This is a genomic window from Streptomyces sp. NPDC034085 (genome assembly GCF_055575555.1).
In genome coordinates this window covers 642,174-660,433 of the sequence record NZ_JBVISL010000002.1, presented here as the reverse complement: position 1 = coordinate 660,433, position 18,260 = coordinate 642,174, and the positions used below count along the sequence as shown (strand labels likewise).

Below are 18,260 nucleotides of genomic sequence, written 5' to 3'. Positions count from 1 at the left end.
AGTACGATGGCGGCGCGGCGCAGAGCGCACTGTGTTCTTAGAGAAAGTGGGAGGCGGCGTGACAGCCATCGAGCAGACCGAGGCAGCGCGTCCGCGGGGCACGCGACTGCCGCGCCGTGCCCGGCGCAACCAGCTGCTGGGCGCGGCCCAGGAGGTGTTCGTCGCGCAGGGCTACCACGCCGCGGCGATGGACGACATCGCCGAGCGGGCCGGCGTCAGCAAGCCGGTGCTGTACCAGCACTTCCCCGGCAAGCTCGACCTCTACCTGGCGCTGCTGGACCAGCACTGCGAGCACCTGCTGCAGTCGGTGCGCGGGGCGCTGGAGTCCACGAGCGACAACAAGCTGCGCGTGGCGGCGACGATGGACGCCTACTTCGCGTACGTGGAGGACGAGGGCGGCGCGTTCCGGCTGGTCTTCGAGTCGGACCTGACGAACGAGCCGGCAGTGCGCGAGCGCGTCGACCGGGTCTCGCTCCAGTGCGCGGAGGCGATCTCGGACGTCATCGCCGAGGACACGGGCCTCTCGAAGGACGAGTCGATGCTGCTGGCCGTGGGCCTCGGCGGGGTCTCGCAGGTGGTGGCCCGGTACTGGCTGTCCAGTGAGAGCCCGGTCGCCCGGGACACGGCGGTGGGGCTGCTGACGTCGCTGGCGTGGCGCGGCATCGCCGGTTTCCCGCTGCACGGCTCGGAGGCCTGACCGGCGGCTGTTCGCTGCGAGCGTGTCCGCCGCGAGCCGATCGTGTCCCCTCTCCGGGCTAATGTGGACCGGGTACGGCGCGGCTGATCGCGCGAACCGGACCGTCGGAGGGACAAAGCCGTGGAGGTCAAGATCGGCGTGCAGCACGCACCCCGGGAGATCGTGCTGGAGAGCGACCTGAGCGCCGAGGAGCTGGAGGCCATCGTGGCCGCCGCGCTGTCCGGCACGGCGCCGCTGCTGAGCCTGACCGACGTCAAGGGCCGCAAGGTCCTCGTGCCGTCCGACCGCCTGTCGTACGTCGACCTGGGTGAGCCGAGCGTGCGCAAGGTCGGTTTCGGGGCGGCGCTCTGACGCTCTTCGAGGCACCGTGAAGCGAAGGCGAACGGCCCGGCGGATGGATCCGCCGGGCCGTTTCCCTTTCTTCCGCTTCGGGTAGGAGCGCTGTGACCCCGATTGCCCTGACGCATGGGAGTGACCAGATGCTGCTGATGGAGGCGCTCGGCTCCGGTCTGCTGGGCCTCGCTCTGGCCGGAGCGGCCTCGCGGAAACTCGCGAAGCGGCTGCCCTCCACCAGAACGGTCCTGGTCAGTGGGGTGGCCGGCGCCCTGTTCGGTGCGTACCTGACACACATGTCGCTGGGCCCGGGACACAACAGCCTGTTCGCGACCCTGCTGGGCGGGGCCGGTGTGTCCGCCGTCGTGCTGTCCCTGCTGCTGCGTCCCGCGGCCGGTTCCCGGAGGTCTCCCCGGCGCGCTCCGTTTTCGCTCTCGTCGGGGGGATGACTGACGCTCGCGCCGCGCTGGAGCGGGGCGCGAGCTTTCGTCTGCCGCGGGAGGAGTGTCAGGCGGCGAGGCCGAGGGCCGCCATGCGCTTGGTGTGCGCCTTCGTGATCCGCGTGAACATCTCGCCGACGGCCGCCAGGTCGAAGCCGGCCGCCATCCCGTCGACACCGCCGACCAGCATGGTGGACAGCGCGTCGCGCTCGGCGACCACCCGCTGTGCCTGGGAGAGCGCCTCGCCCATCAGCCGGCGGGCCCACAGCGCGAGCCGGCCGCCGCAGCGCGGGTCGGCCTCGATGGCGGCGCGGACCTTCTCGACGGCGAAGCCGCCGTGGCCGGTGTCGTCGAGGACGCCGACGACGAGGGCGCGGGTGTCGGTGTCGAGGTGGGTGGCGACCTCACGGTAGAAGTCGCTGGCGATCGAGTCGCCGACGTACGCCTTGACCAGGCCCTCCAGCCAGTCCGAGGGGGCGGTCTGGCGGTGGAAGTCGTCCACGCCCTTCGCGAAGGGCTCCATCGCGGCGGTCGGCTCGGCGTCGATGGCCGCGAGCCGGTCCCGCAGCCGCTCGAAGTGGTGGAATTCGGCGGAGGCCATCTTCGCCAGCTCGGCCTTGTCACCCAGCGTCGGCGCGAGCTTCGCGTCCTCCGCGAGGCGCTCGAAGGCCGCCAGCTCCCCGTAGGCCAGCGCGCCGAGCAGGTCCACGACGGCGGCCCGGTACTGCGGGGACGCGGAGGCCGTGGCCCAGTCCTGGGCGGCGATGCCCTGCGCCGGTTCCGGGGCGTTCTCGTCGGCGGGAGATGCGTTTTCTACGGTCGACATGCTCCGCACAATAGCCCGCCGAAAGGGCGCACAAGTCACCACACCTGAACGGTGCCCGTGCGTGTAAACACGCCTACCCGGTGAATTCACCCGACACAGCTGCGCGATTCCGGGGTACAGTGGTAATGCGCCTGCCGGATACTCGGCGGGCCATCCGAATGAGGATGCCCGGTCGGTGGCCCGATCGGCTCCAACCGACCGCCCTCGGTGTGGTGGTACGTCCATGCGTACCTGCCCGCACGAGGGGCCCCCTCAGCGGCAGAAGCGCTTGAGCGAAGGCCAGTGGTCCCGCGCAGCTCTGTACGACTCGCCCGAACATGGGCGCAGTACTGCAAGCCCGGCACGGTAGGACCCCCTCGCCGCCTCGCGCCGCGTCTCACAGAAGAGGCAGCACCCTGACTACGTTCCGTGACCTCGGGATCTTCCCCGAGACGGCCGAGGCCCTCGAAGCCGTCGGCATCGTTTCCCCCTTCCCCATCCAGGAGATGACCCTCCCCGTAGCCCTCTCCGGCTCGGACGTCATCGGCCAGGCCAAGACCGGAACCGGCAAGACGCTCGGTTTCGGCCTTCCGCTGCTGGAGCGGGTCGTCGTCCCCGCGGACGTCGAGGCCGGCCGGGCCAAGCCCGAGCAGCTGACCGACGCTCCGCAGGCCCTCGTGGTGGTTCCGACCCGCGAGCTGTGCACCCAGGTCACCAACGACCTGCTGACCGCGGGCAAGGTCCGCAACGTCCGCGTCCTCGCCATATACGGCGGCCGCGCGTACGAGCCGCAGGTCGAGGCGCTCAAGAAGGGCGTCGACGTGATCGTCGGCACCCCGGGCCGCCTGCTGGACCTGGCCGGGCAGAAGAAGCTCGACCTGTCCCGCGTCAAGGCCCTCGTCCTGGACGAGGCCGACGAGATGCTCGACCTGGGCTTCCTGCCCGACGTCGAGAAGATCATGGGGTACCTGCCCCCCAAGCGTCAGACGATGCTGTTCTCGGCGACCATGCCGGGCGCGGTCATCGGCCTGGCCCGCCGTTACATGTCGCAGCCGACGCACATCCGCGCCGTCTCCGAGGACGGCGAGGGCGCGACCGTCGCCAACATCACGCAGCACGTCTTCCGCGCCCACAACATGGACAAGCCGGAGCTCGTCTCCCGCATCCTGCAGGCCGAGGGCCGTGGCCTCGCCATGATCTTCTGCCGGACCAAGCGCACGGCGGCCGACATCGCGGAGCAGCTGGAGAAGCGCGGCTTCGCCTCGGGCGCCGTCCACGGCGACCTGGGCCAGGGCGCCCGCGAGCAGGCGCTGCGCGCGTTCCGCAACGGCAAGGTCGACGTGCTGGTGTGCACCGACGTCGCCGCGCGCGGCATCGACGTCGAGGGCGTGACGCACGTCATCAACTACCAGACGCCCGAGGACGAGAAGACCTTCCTGCACCGCGTGGGCCGCACCGGCCGCGCGGGCAACAAGGGCATCGCCGTCACCCTGGTCGACTGGGACGACATCCCGCGCTGGCAGCTGATCAACAAGGCGCTGGAGCTGGACTTCCACGACCCGGTGGAGACGTACTCCACGTCGCCGCACCTGTACGAGCAGATGAACATCCCGGCCGGCACCAAGGGTGTCCTGCCGCGCGCCGAGCGCACGCGGGCCGGCCTGAAGGCCGAGGACCTCGAGGACCTGGGCGAGACCGGCGGCCGTGGCGGCCGCGGTGGACGCGGCGGCGCCGCCGCTGCTGCCGTGGTGACCGAGGAGCGTCCCGCGCGTACCCGTACGCCGCGCCAGCGCCGCCGCACCCGTGGCGGTACCGAGCTGGGCGCCGAGTCCGAGACCGGCACCGCTGCCGTGGCGCCGGCCGCCGGGGCTCCCGCCGAGGCGGCCGTGGCCGCTCCGGCTGAGGACGAGACGCGCCGGCCGCGCCGCCGCCGGACCCGGGTGACCGCTTCGGCCGTCGCCGAGGCCGCCGTGGTCGAGGCTCCGGCCGCGGTCGAGGCCCCGGTCGTGGCCGAGGCTCCGGCCGTGGTCGAGGAGGCTCCGGTCAAGCCGAAGCGGACGCGGACCCGCAAGGCCGCCGCCGCCGAGGCCCCGGTGGCCGAGGCCCCCGCCGCCGAAGCCCCCGTGGTCGAGGAGACCCCCGAGGCCCCCGTGGCCGAGGAGGCCCCGGTCAAGCCGAAGCGGACGCGGACCCGCAAGGCCGCCGACGCCGTCGAGGCCCCCGTGGCCGAGGCCCCGGCCGCCGAGGCGGCCCCGGTCAAGCCGCGCCGGGTCCCGACCCGCAAGGCCGCGCCGACCCCGATCCCCGACGTGGTGCGCGGCGTCGTCGCCGACGCCCCCGCCCCGGCGCGGCGGACCCGGACCCGCAAGGCGGCCGCCGCCCCCGCCGCGGCGGAGCCGGACTTCCAGATGGCCCCGGTGGCCGAGCCGGTCAGGACGACCCGCCGGTTCCGCTGACCCGGCCGGGCGCACGCCCGTACGACGGCCCCGGTCCCCTTTCGAGGGGGCCGGGGCCGTCCTCGTACCCGGACCTACGGACCGGTAACCTCGGGCCATGAGCAAGCCTCCGCGCCTCACCCTGCCGCCCGCCGCCCGCGCGTACCGCCTGGCCACCGCCCGCGGCGCCTTCGCCGTGCACGAGGCGGGCGAGCCCGTGCGCGGGACGGCCCTGCTGGTCCCCGGGTTCACCGGCAGCAAGGAGGACTTCATCGCCCTGCTGGAGCCGCTCGCCGCGGCCGGCTACCGGGCGGTCGCCGTCGACGGGCGCGGCCAGTACGAGACCTCCGGCCCGCGCGACGAGGCCGCGTACGGGCTGGAGGAGCTGGCCCGCGACGTGCTGGCGCAGGCGGAAGCGCTGGGCGGGGGGCCGCTGCACCTGGTCGGCCACTCCCTCGGCGGGCTGATCTCGCGTGCCGCGGTGCTGCGCGACGCCGCGCCCTTCGCCTCCCTCACCCTGATGAGCAGCGGCCCCGCCGCGATCGCGCAGGAGCAGCAGGCCCGTACGAAGCTGCTGGTCGCGGCCCTGGAGGCGCTGCGGGAGGACATGCCGGCGGTGTGGGCGGCCATGCGGGCCCAGGACGCGCCGGACTCCGCGGCCAACTCGCCGGAGCTGACGGCGTTCCTGCGCGAGCGCTGGCTGGCCACCGTCCCCGAGCAGCTGATCGCCACCGGGCGGGTGCTGATCTCGGAGCCCGACCGGGTGGCGGAGCTGGCGGCGGTGCCGCTGCCGAAGCTGGTGCTGTCCGGGGTGGTGGACTACGCCTGGCCGGTGCCGCTCATGGATGAGATGGCCGTCCGGCTGGCTGCTTCCCGGGTGGTGGTGGAGGGGGCGGAGCACTCCCCGAACGCGGAGAACCCGCAGGTCACGGCGGGTGCACTGGTGGGCTTCTGGGAGTCGGCGCGTGGGCGGTAGTTAGCCAGGGAAAAAATTTCCTTAGCGTAGGGAATGTTTCTGGTGTGTCCTCCGTTGAACCCTGTGCAAGGAGAACACCGACGAAGGGAGAAGCCGTGCGCTTCGAGATTCTGCGCCTGGACGATGTCGACGGAACCGCCGTGGACAGCACCGTCGTGGACGCGGCCTCCGTCAACCGGATCGTGCAGCAGGCGGCCTCGATCGGCCAGCGCATCCTGATCCGACCGGCCGAGAGTGCGTCCTCCTGATGCTTCCCGAAACGCCCCCGCACCGAGCCGGTGCGGGGGCGTTCGCATGTGTGCGCTCGGCGGGCCTCAGGCGCTGCGGATGACCTGGAGGACGCCGTTGATGATCTGCTGGACGGCGATGGCCGACAGCATCATGCCCGCGAGCCGGGTGACGAGGACCACGCCGCCGTCCTTGATGACCCGGATGATCACCAGCGAGTAGCGCATGGTCAGCCACAGCACCACGTGCATGGCGGCGATGGCCGCCCACACCGAGACCTGGCCGCTGAACCCGTCGGCCTTCTGCACCGCCAGGATCACGGACACGATCGCACCCGGACCGGCCAGCAGCGGCATGCCCAGCGGGACCAGGGCGACGTTGACGTCCTTGGTCTGCTTGGGCTCGTCGGTCTTGCCGGTGAGCAGGTCCAGCGCGATCAGCAGGAGCAGCAGGCCACCCGCGATCATCAGCGCCGGCACGGACACGTGCAGGTAGTCCAGGATCTGCTGGCCGCAGATGCCGAAGACGGCGATCACCCCGAAGGCCACGCAGACGGCCTGCCAGGCCATGCGGCGCTGCACCTTCGCGGGACGGCCGGAGGTCAGGGCGAGGAAGATCGGCGTGATCCCCGGGGGGTCCATAATCACAAAAAGCGTGAGAAAAAGGGATCCGAAGACGGCGAAATCAAACACAGTGATGCCTTGCAGTGAGGGGTGTTACAAAAAACGGGAGGGGGACGGGTGGAGCGCGGCGCTTACGCGCGGGCGTCTCCGCCGGCGCCGGGCACGGGGAAGGCCCCCGCCGCGCGACGCGTGATCTCGCCGTAGATCTCGGGGTCGGTCGTGTACTCCCCGAGACGACAGGTCTTGCGGCTGCCGTGGTAGTCGCTGGAGCCGGTCGTCAGCAGTCCGAGGTCCCCGGCCAGTCCGCGCAGCCGGGCGCGGGTGGCGGTGTCGTGGTCCATGTGGTCCACCTCGATGCCGTCGAGGCCGGCGGCCGCGAGGGCGGCTATCGCGGACTCGGGCACGCAGGCGCCGCGCTTGACGGCGGCGGGGTGCGCGAAGACGGTGACCCCGCCGGCCGCCTTGACGAGGCGGATCGCGTCGAAGGGGTCGAGCTCGTGCTTCTCCGCGTACGCGCGGCCGCCGTCGGCGAGCCAGTCCGAGGTGAACGCGTCGGACACGGTGGGGACGACGCCCAGCTCGACCATGGCGGTCGCAATGTGCGGGCGGCCGACGGAACCGTTCCCCGCGATGCGGGCCACCTGCTCCCAGGTGATGTCCACGCCCAGCGCCTGGAGCTTGCCCACCATGGACTGGGCGCGGGGGGTCCGGTCGTCCCGTACGAGCTCCCGCTCGCGGGCGAGCTCGGGCTCCTCGGGATCGAAGAGGTACGCCAGCATGTGCAGCCCGACGCCGTCGAGGCGGCAGGACAGCTCGGCGCCGGTGACCAGCGTCAGCCCGGCCGGCAGCGCGGCGATGGCCTCGGCGTATCCCCCGACGGTGTCGTGGTCGGTCAGCGCGACCACGTCCAGCCCGGCGGCGGCGGCGTTGCGCACCAGCTCGGCGGGGGTGTCGGTGCCGTCGGAAGCGGTGGAGTGGGCGTGCAGGTCGATGCGCACAGCCGGACTCCAGAGTTCACGCGGACGGGGGACACTCCAGGGTACCGCCCACGGGGCAGTGGACCGGTCCCGCCGGGCGGGGGTCGGCGGTTGCCGGTGGGAGGTGAGCGGTATCCCCTTGGGCGGTCTCAGGGCTGGTTCGGGGGTTTCCCGTCAGTCCCATCGTCATTCCGGTTCGGGCCGGTCCCTCAAGGGCGCTCCTTCGTCGCGTCGCTACGCGATTTCGCTGCGCTCAACCCTTGACCGACCGACCCGCCCCGGAAAGCCGAAAGACTGCCGGGAAGCCCCCAAAAGAACGGTCACCGGGCACACATCACAGAGCGGGTCCCTCAGGGACGAGACGAGGGGCAAGGGCCATGACCCGCCCGGGCATCCGAGCCCCATGCCCAGCGATCGGCTCTGGGGCGGGCCTACCCGCACCAAACAGCGACCAGAGCGAGGCAAGGAGCCCCCAGACGCGACAGATCGCTACGCGCTTCTCCGGTCTCGGCGTCCGACGACCGCCCGTGGCTGATACCCGCACCGAACGTTGATCAGAGCGCTGGAGGTAGCGGACGGACGCATCGCATCGGTCTCCGCGTCAGCGGATGGGTTGGGCCACTCGGGCGAGCAGAGTCGCCGACTCCTCCGGCGCGAGGGCGTGATCGTAGACGACCTCGCCGGTCATCCCGGGGAAGAAGCGGCCGGCGGGCCAGCTCCGTTGGTACGCGGGCGGGTCGAGGACGACGAGCCGGACGCCGTCCACGACGGGGATGTCCGCCGGTTTGCCCTCGTTCCAGATCCACTCACCGTCGGCGCCGACCAGGTTGAAGGAACCCGTGGTCGGCACCATCCCGGCCTGGTCGCGGCAGCAGGCGACCGCCTCACCCGATGGCGCCTCTCCCTGCACGAGGCCACGGCCGATCAGGGCATCGGCAAGGAGCGTGTGCAGCTGGAAGTTGTCGCCGATGCCGGAGGCGCGCAGCGCGAAGCCGGCGCCTGTGGCGCGATCGAGCACGACGAACGGCTCGTCGTCGAGGACCGCGAGTGCGTACGCAAGACACTTGAACGGCTCACCCGACAGCTCCGCCACCCGCGCGACGGCGGCTGCCAACTCCTCGCGACCGGGGACCTCGCGGCGTACCCGGGGGGAATTGAGCATGGCCACACAGGCCATTTCGAACTGTGGCAGCGACTGCCAGGCTACGAGGGGCTCGAAGCCGATCCGCTCGAAGTCGGCCTCCTCCAAACCCTCGCCCTCGTGGTCGGGCAACTCGCCCCTACCCTGAGCCGCCCATCGCTCGCAGAAGACGGCCGCCTGCTCGAAGGCGTCCCGGGCGCCCGCGAACACGGCGGGAGCACAGGCCGACGGGTCGGCCCCCCGCTCGACACATGCCCCGGTCAGCACAGCCGCGACTGCTCGCGGCCCGGGCGGCAGCTGCCCGAGCAGGGCGGAGAGCCGAGGCCCCCCTGCTTGCAGGTCGGCGTCCCCCGCCTTGCCGAAACCCTGCGTCAGCCGCTCGAAGGCACGCTCCGCCGCGTCGGCGTCCTGAGCATGTACGGCTGCCTCGAAGGTCCCGAGGGCAGCGCGAAACCGGCCATGTCCGAATATCATTCGCGCACCCTAGCTGACACCGCAGACAGCCCTCGCGCGTCAGTCCGGCTTCCTCGCCACTAGGCGTCGAAGTCGTACTCCAGGACATAGGAAGCGGAGTCCAGGGTCATGTCGTTGACCTCGACGCACCGCCCGTCCTCGGTGAAGGCGGTGCGGACGATCTGGATGACGGGTGTCCCCATGGACAGGGCAAGGCGTTCGGCCTCGTCGGCGGAAGGCATGCGGCACCGAACCTCCTCGCGGAAGTGGACGGGCTTGTGGCCCAGTTCGGCCAGCCTGGCGTACGTCCCACCAGGCCCGGTGTCGGATCGGGTGATGGCCGAGTCGGCCACGACGTCTGAAGGCAGATAGGACGTCGCGAAGAGCACTGGCTTGCTGTCCAGGACGAACCGGCGGCTGCGCACCCAGACCGGAGAATTGTCCGCAATTCCCAGAGCTGCGGCGATCTCGTCGTCCGCCGGCTCTTCACGTACCTCGACCTGGTCGACGATGACCTCTCGGTCTTCGCTGTCCGTCGACCAGATGGAACGTCCCGAACCCCACTGCTCCTGCGCGAGGCGCTGGATGCCGTGCCGTCGCAGGGGCCTGAAGGCCCGGACGAAGACGCCAGCACCCTTCCTCGCTTCCGCAAGGCCCTCGTTCTGGAGCACGCCGAGGGCCTGACGTGCGGTCATCCGCGCGACCTCGTAGGTGGCCATGAGGTCGTTCTCGCCGGGCAGACGGTCGCCCGGGCCGTACTCGCCCGCCCGAATCGCCGCCTTCAGCGCGTCAGCGATCCGCTGGTACTTCGGCTGGCGAGTGCCGCCCTGGCTGGTCATCGAACGATCACTCCTTCTCCTCTCTAGACACCCTAGGGCCAGAGGTGGGGCTCTAGAGATCTATTGGCGGGCGTTGAGGGCGTGCTCATGGCCGTGATCAACGAGAACGTCTCCGACACCGGCATCGAGCACTGGATGGAGCTCGCCTACATCCGCAACGCCTCCCGCCGCGAGTCACCACCGCCGCCACGAACCTCGAACCCGCTCAGACCAGCCCCAGGCGGCCGTCAGTCGCCGAGATCAGAGACGTGTGTAGCGATCCCACGCGCCTGTCGGCTTCCCGCAGTCCTCTGATCAGCTTTCGGTGCAGGTATCAGCCACGGGCGGTCGTCGGACGCTGAGATATGGGTCGCGCGTAGCGGTCTGCTGCGTCTGGGTGCTCCGCAGGGGGCTCTGGTCAACCTTTCGTGCAGGTAGCCGCGCCCCCGACCCTGGGGGTGGTACAGGGGGCTCGGATGCCCGGCAGGCCATGACCCTGGTCCCTCGCCTCGTCCCTGAGGGGCCGCTCCTCGTCCCTCTCCCCATGACCGTTCTTTTGGGGCTTCCCGGCAGTCTTTCGGCTTTCCGGGGCGGGGCGGTCGGTCAAGGGTTGAGCGCAGCGAAATCGCGGAGCGACGCGACCGAAGGGAGCGCCCTTGAGGGACCGGCCCGAACCGGAATGACGATGGGACTGACGGGAAACCCCCAAACCAGCTGTGATGCGGTCCGAGGGGATACCGCTCACCCCCCCACCGGCCCGCACCCGGGGAGGCGGGTGGGCGAACGCCGTCCGGCCCCCACTCCTCGACGGGGAGATAGCGGGCCCGCACCGCAAACCGCGTACGCGCCCCCTTACCCCATGATCCGCGGGCTCAGCGCGCCGCACGGGAGGAGCTCGACCTCCGAGCCCGCGTCGCGGAGGTCCGTCAGGACCAGCTCGTCGTACATCAGGAGGCCCGACTGTTCCGGCCAGACGATGGCCCACAGCCACAGGCCCCGCGCCTCCCCCGCGAAGACGGCCCGGTCGTCCGGGGCGTTCGAGACGTGCCAGAGCGGCGTCGGGCGGCCCGCGGCGACGACCTTGGCGTGGGGCGCGGACGCGACGTCGATGTACGGGCCGGGGTCGGGGGCGTCGATGCCGGCGAAGCGGGAGCCGAGGCCGACGCCGAGCTCCTCCGCGATCAGCAGCAGCTCCCCGAGGCCGCCCAGGGGGCCGGGGCCCGTGCAGGCCACGGCGGTGGCCCGGCCGCCGCTGCGGTCGTCCCCGGCGCTGGCGACCCCGGTGAAGAGCCACCCGACCGGCAGCGGCCACGGCATCCACACCGGCACGTTCGCCCGGTTGACGACCACCTCCAGCCCCTCGACGCTGGGCGGGATCACGGGCTGTAGCGGGTGGACGGCGCCGTGCGCCGCGCACTGCCAGGAGTCGGAGAAGAGGCCGGGTGCGCGCACCCGGCCACCGCACTTCGGGCAACTCGGTTCGCCCCTCATATGAAGCACGCTCCTCCCCGCCCGGGGCGTCGTCAAGACGCGATCACCCGTCCGGGCTCAGTCCAGTGCGACGGCCGTACGCAGAGGGTCCCGCAGATCCGTCCCGCGCGCGAGCCAGCGTTCCTGGAGCGCGGCCGCGCCGTGCACCCGCTTCCAGGCCGCCTCGTTCGCCGTCATGGGGAGCAGCGGCAGGAAGCGGACGGGGTCCAGGGGCTCGTCCAGTTCCAGGTCCTCGACCAGTCCGCCGGGCTCCGCGACGAGGACGGAGGTGAACGGCGCCCCGTCCCAGAGCGGTTCGCCCACGTCGAGCGAGGCGCCGGGGGCCACGACCAGCCCTTCGACCATCGGGGAGGCCGCCAGCACCGCGAGCGGCCGCAGCAGCTTGTCGGTGGGGGCCAGTCCGGCCCGTACGGTCAGCACCAGTTCGGCGCGCGGGCCGCGCACCGGGTCGGCGACGACCGCGGTCGGGTCGGTCATGGGGTGGGCGGACATGCCGAGGGTCGCGTACCGCACGAGGTCGCCCTCGGTGAAGCGGAGGACCTCGATGCGGTCGGTGCCCAGGAAGGTGACGGAGGCGCGGGCGTCGGGTTCGCCGAGCGCGCTGCGCAGCCGGGCTTCGACGAGGGCCAGAATTTCTGCCATGGAGCGAGCATAGAACTCCTATCCGGCGGGTAAAGGGCGGCCCCTGACCATCCGTCGGCTGATAGTGTTGACAGCTGGTCGGGGCCGCACGCAGAAGCGTTGTTTCAGGGCTCTCGGCGACAGGACGTCCCCCACGGGGGACCGGCCGGAGGAGGTGGGGCTGCGATGGACCGAAGTCGATCGTGCAGTACCAATCGCTCTTCGGCGTCCGTCAAGGGCGGCTCCCGCCTCCTTTGATCTTCTGATCAGCAGAAGAGCGACGGCAGAACTTCGTCCTCCCGTCCTGTTTCCCTCCGTCGGTCCCGGGCTGCCCGCCCCCGGCCACAGGGGGCCTCCCACCCGTACGGCCCACGGCCGTGCGCGAGAAGGAGCCTGCCATGTCGATGCTGCCCTACCTCCGTGCCGCCGTCCGTCCGGCACTGCGCAGGTCCACCCCGGTACAGCCCGGCTACGACACCACCCGCGACCCGTCCGCCAGCAGCGCGGTGGTGGACTGCGCCGTCTACCGCGAGGGCCGGCGCGTGGAGGGCTCGGTCTGCCTGACGCCGCATGAGGCGCTGCGGCGGGTCCGCGAGGACGGCGGCTTCGCGTGGATCGGCCTGCACGAGCCGACCGAGGCGGAGTTCGCCGGGATCGCCGCCACCTTCGGTCTGCACCCCCTCGCCGTGGAGGACGCGGTGCACGCGCACCAGCGGCCGAAGCTGGAGCGCTACGACGAGACCCTCTTCACCGTCTTCAAGACGATCCACTACGTCGAGCACGCCGAACTGACCGCCACCAGCGAGGTGGTGGAGACCGGTGAGGTCATGTGCTTCACGGGCCCCGACTTCGTCATCACCGTCCGGCACGGCGGCCAGGGCTCGCTGCGGAGCCTGCGCCACCGCCTCCAGGACGACCCGGAGCTGCTCTCGCGGGGCCCCTCGGCGGTGCTGCACTCCATCGCCGACCACGTGGTCGACGGTTACATCGCGGTCGCGGCGGCCGTGCAGGACGACATCGACGAGGTGGAGAGCGCGGTGTTCGCCGCTCCCGCCAAGGGGGTCGCCCGGGGCGGTGACGCGGGCCGCATCTACCAGCTCAAGCGCGAGGTGCTGGAGTTCAAGCGGGCGGTCTCGCCGCTGCTGCGGCCGATGGAGCTGCTGAGCGAGCGGCCCATGCGGCTGGTGGACCCCGACATCCAGAAGTACTTCCGGGACGTCGCCGACCACCTCGCCCGGGTGCACGAGCAGGTCATCGGCTTCGACGAGCTGCTGAACTCCATCCTCCAGGCGAACCTGGCCCAGGCCTCGGTCGCGCAGAACGAGGACATGCGCAAGATCACCTCCTGGGCGGCGATCATCGCCGTGCCCACGATGATCTGCGGCGTGTACGGGATGAACTTCGAGCACATGCCGGAGCTGCACTGGCGCTACGGCTATCCGCTGGTGATGGCCGCCATCGTCGGGAGCTGCTTCGCCATCCACCGGACCCTGCGCCGCAACGGCTGGCTGTAGCGGCCGGGCGCCGTCTGCGGGCGGCCACCGCCTACCCTGTGCGCATGACTCTCAGCGCACTCGACCTGGCCCTCGTCGAGGAGGCCTCCAAGAAGTCCGGCCTGATCTGGGTCCGCGGCAGCGGTGCCGACCGGGCCCTGTGGCACGCCTGGGTGGACGGCGCCGCGCACGTACTCGGCGACGGGCCGGGCGAGCAGCCCTTCCCCGGGCTCCCCGACGGCTCCTCGGCGGAGGTGACCGTACGCAGCAAGGACAAGGGCGGCCGTCTCGTGGCGTGGACCGCGGCCGTACGGGAACTCGTGCCCGGCAGTGAGCCGTGGGAGGCCGCCGTGTCCGAGCTGAAGGGCAAGCGGCTGAACGCGCCCGACTCGGAGGAGATGCCGCGGCGCTGGGCCCGGGAGTGCCGGCTGCTGCGGCTGGAGCCGGTGGCGGTGGCCGGGCAGCTGCCGTCCGGTTCGCTGGCCGCGCAGCCCCTGGGCTCCCCGGCCGTCACCCGCCGGCCGGTGCCGGCGGCCCTGCCGAAGCTGCTGCTGAAGCGGAAGAGGGCGAAGGGCTGAGACCGGGCCCGTACGGTCAGCCCGTGGCCGGGTCGGAGCCCTGGCCGGAGGACTTCGAGGGGGCCGGGCCGGCGGAGGGGCCGGCGCCCTTGCCGTCCTTGGTGCTGGGCAGCTGGCTGCCGTAGTCCACGGTCTGGTCCTGCGCGGGTGCCTCCAGCGGGAAGGGCTTGCCCCACTCGGACAGCTCCACGCGGCCCGCGCCGCCCGCGCGTTCCATCAGCAGCGGGTACGGGGTCCCCTCCAGGGACACCGTCAGCTTGCCGCCCTTGCCCGCGTCCGCCGAGACCGGCACCGCCCGGGTGTGCCCGACCGTGGTGTAGGCGCCCTTGCTGAGCTTGCCCTGGAGGCCGAGCAGCCCGTCCAGCAGGACGTGCATGTCGGTGAACCCGCGGAACTGCTTGTAGGAGGGGTCCCCCTCGGGCACCTTGACGTACTTGTCACCGAGCTTGCCGGCGGAGTCGGACTTCCCCCAGAAGGCGGCGCTGGCCTTCAGGTAGAGCTGCTCGCCGACCCGCAGCAGCTGGAAGGTGTCCTGCGCCGACTTCACCTCGCCGGAGCCGCCGTCCGCCTTCAGCCGCATGTCGAGGGTGAAGGTCTTGCCGCCGGTGACGAGCGTGCCGGAGAGGTGGACGGAGTTCGCCGCGGTGGCGGCCGCCTTCGCCTGGCCCTCGATCTTGTCGGCGCCGAGCTTGCCGACCCCGTTGGTGCCCTTGTCCGGGTCCGTCTTCTCCGCGCAGCCCGTCCCGGCGACGGCGAGGCCCGCGCACAGGGCGCCGATGAAGGCTGCCCGTCGCAGCCGTACTGCGGGGGTGTGGGCGGTCACGGGCGGATGCCTCTCGTCGGGGGTCTGCGGGCAGCAGGCAGCGTACCCGCCCGTGGGTCGGGCCCCGGCGGACCCCCGGACACACCCCGGGCGGACGGCCCCACCAGGACGCCTTCCGCCGTCACGGGCTAGCCTGAGGCACGGCATGACGGTTGACGGACGCTCTAGGAGGCGCACGGATGGTTGCAGGCGCCCCGCGGATCTTCGTCTCACATCTGTCGGGTGTGCCCGTCTTCGACCCCAACGGCGACCAGGTCGGCCGGGTCCGCGACCTCGTCGCGATGCTGCGGGTCGGCGGCCGCCCGCCGCGGCTGCTGGGCCTGGTGGTCGAGGTGGTCAGCCGGCGCCGGATCTTCCTGCCCATGACCCGGGTGACGGGCGTGGAGTCCGGCCAGGTCATCACCACCGGCGTCGTCAACATGCGGCGCTTCGAGCAGCGCCCCACCGAGCGGCTCGTCCTCGGCGAACTGCTGGACCGGCGGGTGCGCCTGGGCGCCACCGGCGAGGAGGTCACCGTCCTGGACGTGGCCATCCAGCAGCTGCCGGCCCGCCGCGACTGGGAGATCGACCGGATCTTCGTACGCAAGGGCAAGGGCGGCGCGCTGCGGCGGCGCGGCGAGACGCTGACCGTGGAGTGGTCGGCGGTCACCGGCTTCTCCCTGGAGGAGGAGGGCCAGGGCGCCGAGAACCTGGTCGCGACCTTCGAACAGATGCGCCCGGCGGACCTGGCGAACGTCCTGCACCACCTGACGCCGAAGCGGCGCGCCGAGGTGGCCAACGCCCTCGACGACGACCGGCTCGCGGACGTCCTGGAGGAGCTGCCCGAGGACGACCAGGTGGAGATCCTCGGCAAGCTCAAGGAGGAGCGCGCCGCCGACGTCCTGGAGGCGATGGACCCGGACGACGCGGCCGACCTGCTCTCCGAGCTGCCGGAGGAGGAGAAGGAGCGGCTGCTGACGCTGATGCAGCCGGACGACGCGGCCGACGTGCGGCGCCTGCTGTCGTACGAGGAGAACACCGCGGGCGGTCTGATGACCACCGAGCCGATCGTGCTGCGCCCGGACGCCACCGTCGCCGACGCGCTGGCCCGGGTGCGCAAGTCGGACCTGTCGCCGGCGCTGGCGGCGCAGGTCTACGTCTGCCGGCCGCCGGACGAGACGCCGACGGGCAAGTACCTGGGGACGGTGCACTTCCAGCGGCTGCTGCGCGACCCCCCGTTCACCCTGGTCAGCTCGCTGGTGGACGCGGACCTGCCGCCGTTGCGGCCGGACGCCTCGCTGCCCGCGGTGACGAGCTACCTGGCCGCGTACAACATGGTCGCGGCGCCCGTCGTCGACGAGAGCGGCTCGCTGCTGGGCGCGGTCACCGTCGACGACGTCCTGGACCACCTGCTGCCCGACGACTGGCGGGAGACGGACTTCCACTCCGAGGAGGCCCTGCGTGGGCACTGAGCGCGGGCGCGGCGATGCGGCGCGCGAACGGCGCCGGGAGCGGCGCGAGCAGGCCCGGGAGGGTCTGTCGGAGCGGCTGGAGGAGGCGGCGGAGCGGCTGCGCAACGAGCGGACGGACCGTTCCGCCGAACGGGGGCGGGGTGCCGCCCCGGCGGGCGCGAGCGCGCTGACGCGTTCGCGCGTACGGCTCGACCAGCCGCGGCCGGCGCGCCGCAGGCTGCTGCCCGAGTACGACCCGGAGGCCTTCGGGCGGCTGTCGGAGCGGGTCGCCCGGTTCCTCGGCACGGGCCGGTTCATCGTCTGGATGACCCTGGTCATCGTGCTGTGGGTGCTGTGGAACATCTTCGCGCCCGACCACCTGCGCTTCGACCGGTACCCGTTCATCTTCCTGACGCTGATGCTGTCCCTCCAGGCCTCGTACGCGGCCCCGCTGATCCTGCTCGCGCAGAACCGGCAGGACGACCGGGACCGGGTGAACCTGGAGCAGGACCGCAAGCAGAACGAGCGCTCCATCGCCGACACGGAGTACCTGACGCGGGAGATCGCGGCGCTGCGGATGGGTCTGGGCGAGGTCGCCACCCGCGACTGGATCCGATCGGAGTTCCAGGACCTGATCAAGGAGATGGACGAGCGGCGGCTGTTCCCCGGTGAAAGTGACGAAGGCGACCGCTGATCGGCTTACCTGAGCCCTGCTGCCGAGCCGTACCATCGGGGGCATGGCTACCGAGACACCCTCCGCCGCCGTGCCGGAGCAGGACGCGATCCTGGACGCGCTGGCGACGGTCAACGACCCCGAGATCCACCGGCCGATCACCGAGCTCGGCATGGTCAAATCGGTGGAGATCGGCGAGGGCGGCGCCGTCGCCGTCACGGTCTACCTGACGGTGTCGGGCTGTCCCATGCGCGAGACCATCACCAAGAACGTCACCGAGGCCGTCGAGAAGGTCGCGGGCGTCGGCTCCGTCGCCGTCACCCTCGACGTGATGAGCGACGAGCAGCGCAAGGAGCTGGCGGCGACGCTGCGCGGCGGCACCGCCGAGCGCGAGGTGCCCTTCGCGAAGCCGGGTTCGCTGACCCGCGTCTACGCGGTCGCCTCCGGCAAGGGCGGCGTCGGCAAGTCCTCCGTCACGGTCAACCTGGCCGCGGCGATGGCCGCCGACGGCCTGAAGGTCGGCGTGGTCGACGCGGACATCTACGGCCACAGCGTGCCGCGGATGCTCGGCGTGGACGGCAAGCCCACCCAGGTCGAGAACATGATCATGCCGCCCTCCGCGAACGGCGTGAAGGTCATCTCCATCGGCATGTTCACCCCGGGCAACGCCCCGGTGGTGTGGCGCGGCCCGATGCTGCACCGGGCGCTCCAGCAGTTCCTGGCCGACGTGTTCTGGGGTGACCTGGACGTGCTGCTGCTGGACCTGCCCCCGGGTACGGGCGACATCGCGATCTCCGTGGCGCAGCTGGTGCCGAACGCCGAGATCCTCGTGGTGACCACCCCGCAGCAGGCCGCCGCGGAGGTCGCGGAGCGGGCCGGTTCGATCGCGGTGCAGACCCACCAGAAGATCGTGGGCGTCGTGGAGAACATGTCGGGCCTGCCCTGCCCGCACTGCGACGAGATGGTGGACGTGTTCGGTTCGGGCGGCGGCCAGAAGGTCGCCGACGGCCTGACCAAGACGGTCGGCGCGACGGTGCCGGTGCTCGGCTCGATCCCGATCGACGTGCGGCTGCGCGAGGGCGGCGACGACGGCAAGCCGGTCGTCCTGTCCGACCCGGACTCCCCGGCGGGCGCGGCGCTGCGCGCGATCGCGGGCAAGCTGGGCGGCCGCGCGCGCGGCCTGTCGGGCATGTCCCTGGGGATCACCCCGCGCAACAAGTTCTGA

Annotated in this window: 19 protein-coding genes and 1 pseudogene; 12 read left to right on the top strand and 8 right to left on the bottom strand. The window is 71.9% G+C overall.

The genetic code is table 11. The features are described 5' to 3' along the window. Nucleotides 1-58 precede the first annotated feature (58 nt). From ACZ501_RS08460 to ACZ501_RS08450, 3 genes are all read left to right on the top strand, one after another. Nucleotides 59-697, top strand: coding sequence for a TetR/AcrR family transcriptional regulator (locus ACZ501_RS08460; protein ID WP_361610566.1), 639 nt, complete (start codon nt 59-61; stop codon nt 695-697). A 120-nt stretch (nt 698-817) separates the two neighbouring features. Next, the gene (locus ACZ501_RS08455) at nt 818-1,048 is read left to right on the top strand and encodes a DUF3107 domain-containing protein (RefSeq protein WP_361610564.1); all 231 of its coding nucleotides are present in this window, start codon (nt 818-820) and stop codon (nt 1,046-1,048) included. A 128-nt stretch (nt 1,049-1,176) separates the two neighbouring features. Next, on the top strand, nt 1,177-1,479 hold the full coding sequence (locus tag ACZ501_RS08450) for a hypothetical protein (RefSeq protein ID WP_361610572.1): 303 nt from the start codon (nt 1,177-1,179) through the stop codon (nt 1,477-1,479). Nucleotides 1,480-1,537: 58 nt separating this feature from the next. Here the strand turns inward: ACZ501_RS08450 and ACZ501_RS08445 are convergent, their stop codons facing one another. Continuing rightward, nucleotides 1,538-2,296 carry a ferritin-like fold-containing protein gene (locus tag ACZ501_RS08445; protein WP_361610562.1) on the bottom strand — a complete coding sequence of 253 codons (759 nt, stop codon included), beginning with the start codon at nt 2,294-2,296 and terminating at the stop codon, nt 1,538-1,540. Nucleotides 2,297-2,613: 317 nt separating this feature from the next. Between ACZ501_RS08445 and ACZ501_RS08440 the strand changes: the two genes are divergently transcribed. The 3 genes from ACZ501_RS08440 to ACZ501_RS08430 all read left to right on the top strand — a co-directional run bounded on the left by ACZ501_RS08440 (nt 2,614) and on the right by ACZ501_RS08430 (nt 5,934). After that, the gene (locus ACZ501_RS08440) at nt 2,614-4,731 is read left to right on the top strand and encodes a DEAD/DEAH box helicase (RefSeq protein ID WP_468793447.1); all 2,118 of its coding nucleotides are present in this window, start codon (nt 2,614-2,616) and stop codon (nt 4,729-4,731) included. Between the two features lie 97 nt (nt 4,732-4,828). Next, a complete protein-coding gene (locus ACZ501_RS08435; RefSeq protein WP_468793445.1) occupies nt 4,829-5,686 on the top strand; it encodes an alpha/beta fold hydrolase in 858 nt (285 codons plus the stop codon). Between the two features lie 95 nt (nt 5,687-5,781). Next, the gene (locus tag ACZ501_RS08430; protein WP_183067205.1) at nt 5,782-5,934 is read left to right on the top strand and encodes a hypothetical protein; all 153 of its coding nucleotides are present in this window, start codon (nt 5,782-5,784) and stop codon (nt 5,932-5,934) included. Nucleotides 5,935-6,000: 66 nt separating this feature from the next. Here ACZ501_RS08430 and ACZ501_RS08425 read toward each other — a convergent pair whose 3' ends face one another. The 4 genes from ACZ501_RS08425 to ACZ501_RS08410 all read right to left on the bottom strand — a co-directional run bounded on the left by ACZ501_RS08425 (nt 6,001) and on the right by ACZ501_RS08410 (nt 9,947). Next, nucleotides 6,001-6,606, bottom strand: a complete 606-nt coding sequence (locus ACZ501_RS08425; protein WP_361603154.1) for a MarC family protein — start codon at nt 6,604-6,606, stop codon at nt 6,001-6,003. Between the two features lie 62 nt (nt 6,607-6,668). Continuing rightward, a complete protein-coding gene (locus ACZ501_RS08420) occupies nt 6,669-7,535 on the bottom strand; it encodes a PHP domain-containing protein (protein WP_362461649.1) in 867 nt (288 codons plus the stop codon). 580 nt (nt 7,536-8,115) lie between these two features. After that, nucleotides 8,116-8,865 carry a hypothetical protein gene (locus tag ACZ501_RS08415; protein WP_468793443.1) on the bottom strand — a complete coding sequence of 250 codons (750 nt, stop codon included), beginning with the start codon at nt 8,863-8,865 and terminating at the stop codon, nt 8,116-8,118. 323 nt (nt 8,866-9,188) lie between these two features. Next, nucleotides 9,189-9,947 (bottom strand): GntR family transcriptional regulator, encoded by a 759-nt coding sequence (locus tag ACZ501_RS08410; protein ID WP_468793441.1) that lies wholly within the window; start codon nt 9,945-9,947, stop codon nt 9,189-9,191. A gap of 63 nt (nt 9,948-10,010) precedes the next feature. On the opposite strand from ACZ501_RS08410, the pseudogene ACZ501_RS08405 reads away from it, so the two are divergent. Continuing rightward, nucleotides 10,011-10,203 (top strand): annotated as a pseudogene (locus tag ACZ501_RS08405) (hypothetical protein). Nucleotides 10,204-10,778: 575 nt separating this feature from the next. Here ACZ501_RS08405 and ACZ501_RS08400 read toward each other — a convergent pair. Both ACZ501_RS08400 and ACZ501_RS08395 read right to left on the bottom strand, forming a co-directional pair. Continuing rightward, a complete protein-coding gene (locus tag ACZ501_RS08400; protein WP_361603163.1) occupies nt 10,779-11,417 on the bottom strand; it encodes a DUF6758 family protein in 639 nt (212 codons plus the stop codon). A gap of 57 nt (nt 11,418-11,474) precedes the next feature. Beyond that, nucleotides 11,475-12,059: a suppressor of fused domain protein gene (locus tag ACZ501_RS08395; RefSeq protein WP_361603166.1), complete on the bottom strand. Its 585-nt coding sequence runs from the start codon at nt 12,057-12,059 to the stop codon at nt 11,475-11,477. A 377-nt stretch (nt 12,060-12,436) separates the two neighbouring features. On the opposite strand from ACZ501_RS08395, the gene ACZ501_RS08390 reads away from it, so the two are divergent. Together ACZ501_RS08390 and ACZ501_RS08385 are read left to right on the top strand one after the other, a co-directional pair. Continuing rightward, entirely contained in the window at nt 12,437-13,552 is a 1,116-nt protein-coding gene (locus ACZ501_RS08390) for a magnesium and cobalt transport protein CorA (RefSeq protein ID WP_361603169.1), read from the top strand. Nucleotides 13,553-13,596: 44 nt separating this feature from the next. Then, on the top strand, nt 13,597-14,109 hold the full coding sequence (locus ACZ501_RS08385) for a hypothetical protein (protein ID WP_468793439.1): 513 nt from the start codon (nt 13,597-13,599) through the stop codon (nt 14,107-14,109). Between the two features lie 16 nt (nt 14,110-14,125). Here the strand turns inward: ACZ501_RS08385 and ACZ501_RS08380 are convergent, their stop codons facing one another. Next, a complete protein-coding gene (locus tag ACZ501_RS08380; protein WP_361603175.1) occupies nt 14,126-14,932 on the bottom strand; it encodes a hypothetical protein in 807 nt (268 codons plus the stop codon). A 179-nt stretch (nt 14,933-15,111) separates the two neighbouring features. Here ACZ501_RS08380 and ACZ501_RS08375 point away from each other — a divergent pair, with 179 nt between their 5' ends. The 3 genes from ACZ501_RS08375 to ACZ501_RS08365 all read left to right on the top strand — a co-directional run bounded on the left by ACZ501_RS08375 (nt 15,112) and on the right by ACZ501_RS08365 (nt 18,260). After that, a complete protein-coding gene (locus tag ACZ501_RS08375; protein ID WP_361603178.1) occupies nt 15,112-16,383 on the top strand; it encodes a magnesium transporter MgtE N-terminal domain-containing protein in 1,272 nt (423 codons plus the stop codon). Nucleotides 16,384-16,480: 97 nt separating this feature from the next. Continuing rightward, entirely contained in the window at nt 16,481-17,056 is a 576-nt protein-coding gene (locus ACZ501_RS08370) for a DUF1003 domain-containing protein (protein WP_468793834.1), read from the top strand. Nucleotides 17,057-17,144: 88 nt separating this feature from the next. After that, nucleotides 17,145-18,260, top strand: a complete 1,116-nt coding sequence (locus ACZ501_RS08365; RefSeq protein ID WP_361603232.1) for an Mrp/NBP35 family ATP-binding protein — start codon at nt 17,145-17,147, stop codon at nt 18,258-18,260.

Excerpts from the sequence above, each read along its gene's own strand:
- ACZ501_RS08410 (WP_468793441.1), bottom strand. The coding sequence starts at position 9,947 with ATGACCAGCCAGGGCGGCACTCGCCAGCCGAAGTACCAGCGGATCGCT.
- ACZ501_RS08435 (WP_468793445.1), top strand. The coding sequence starts at position 4,829 with ATGAGCAAGCCTCCGCGCCTCACCCTGCCGCCCGCCGCCCGCGCGTAC.
- ACZ501_RS08390 (WP_361603169.1), top strand. The coding sequence starts at position 12,437 with ATGTCGATGCTGCCCTACCTCCGTGCCGCCGTCCGTCCGGCACTGCGC.
- ACZ501_RS08445 (WP_361610562.1), bottom strand. The coding sequence starts at position 2,296 with ATGTCGACCGTAGAAAACGCATCTCCCGCCGACGAGAACGCCCCGGAA.
- ACZ501_RS08440 (WP_468793447.1), top strand. The coding sequence starts at position 2,614 with ATGGGCGCAGTACTGCAAGCCCGGCACGGTAGGACCCCCTCGCCGCCT.
- ACZ501_RS08400 (WP_361603163.1), bottom strand. The coding sequence starts at position 11,417 with ATGAGGGGCGAACCGAGTTGCCCGAAGTGCGGTGGCCGGGTGCGCGCA.
- ACZ501_RS08385 (WP_468793439.1), top strand. The coding sequence starts at position 13,597 with ATGACTCTCAGCGCACTCGACCTGGCCCTCGTCGAGGAGGCCTCCAAG.
- ACZ501_RS08395 (WP_361603166.1), bottom strand. The coding sequence starts at position 12,059 with ATGGCAGAAATTCTGGCCCTCGTCGAAGCCCGGCTGCGCAGCGCGCTC.
- ACZ501_RS08375 (WP_361603178.1), top strand. The coding sequence starts at position 15,112 with ATGGTTGCAGGCGCCCCGCGGATCTTCGTCTCACATCTGTCGGGTGTG.
- ACZ501_RS08450 (WP_361610572.1), top strand. The coding sequence starts at position 1,177 with ATGCTGCTGATGGAGGCGCTCGGCTCCGGTCTGCTGGGCCTCGCTCTG.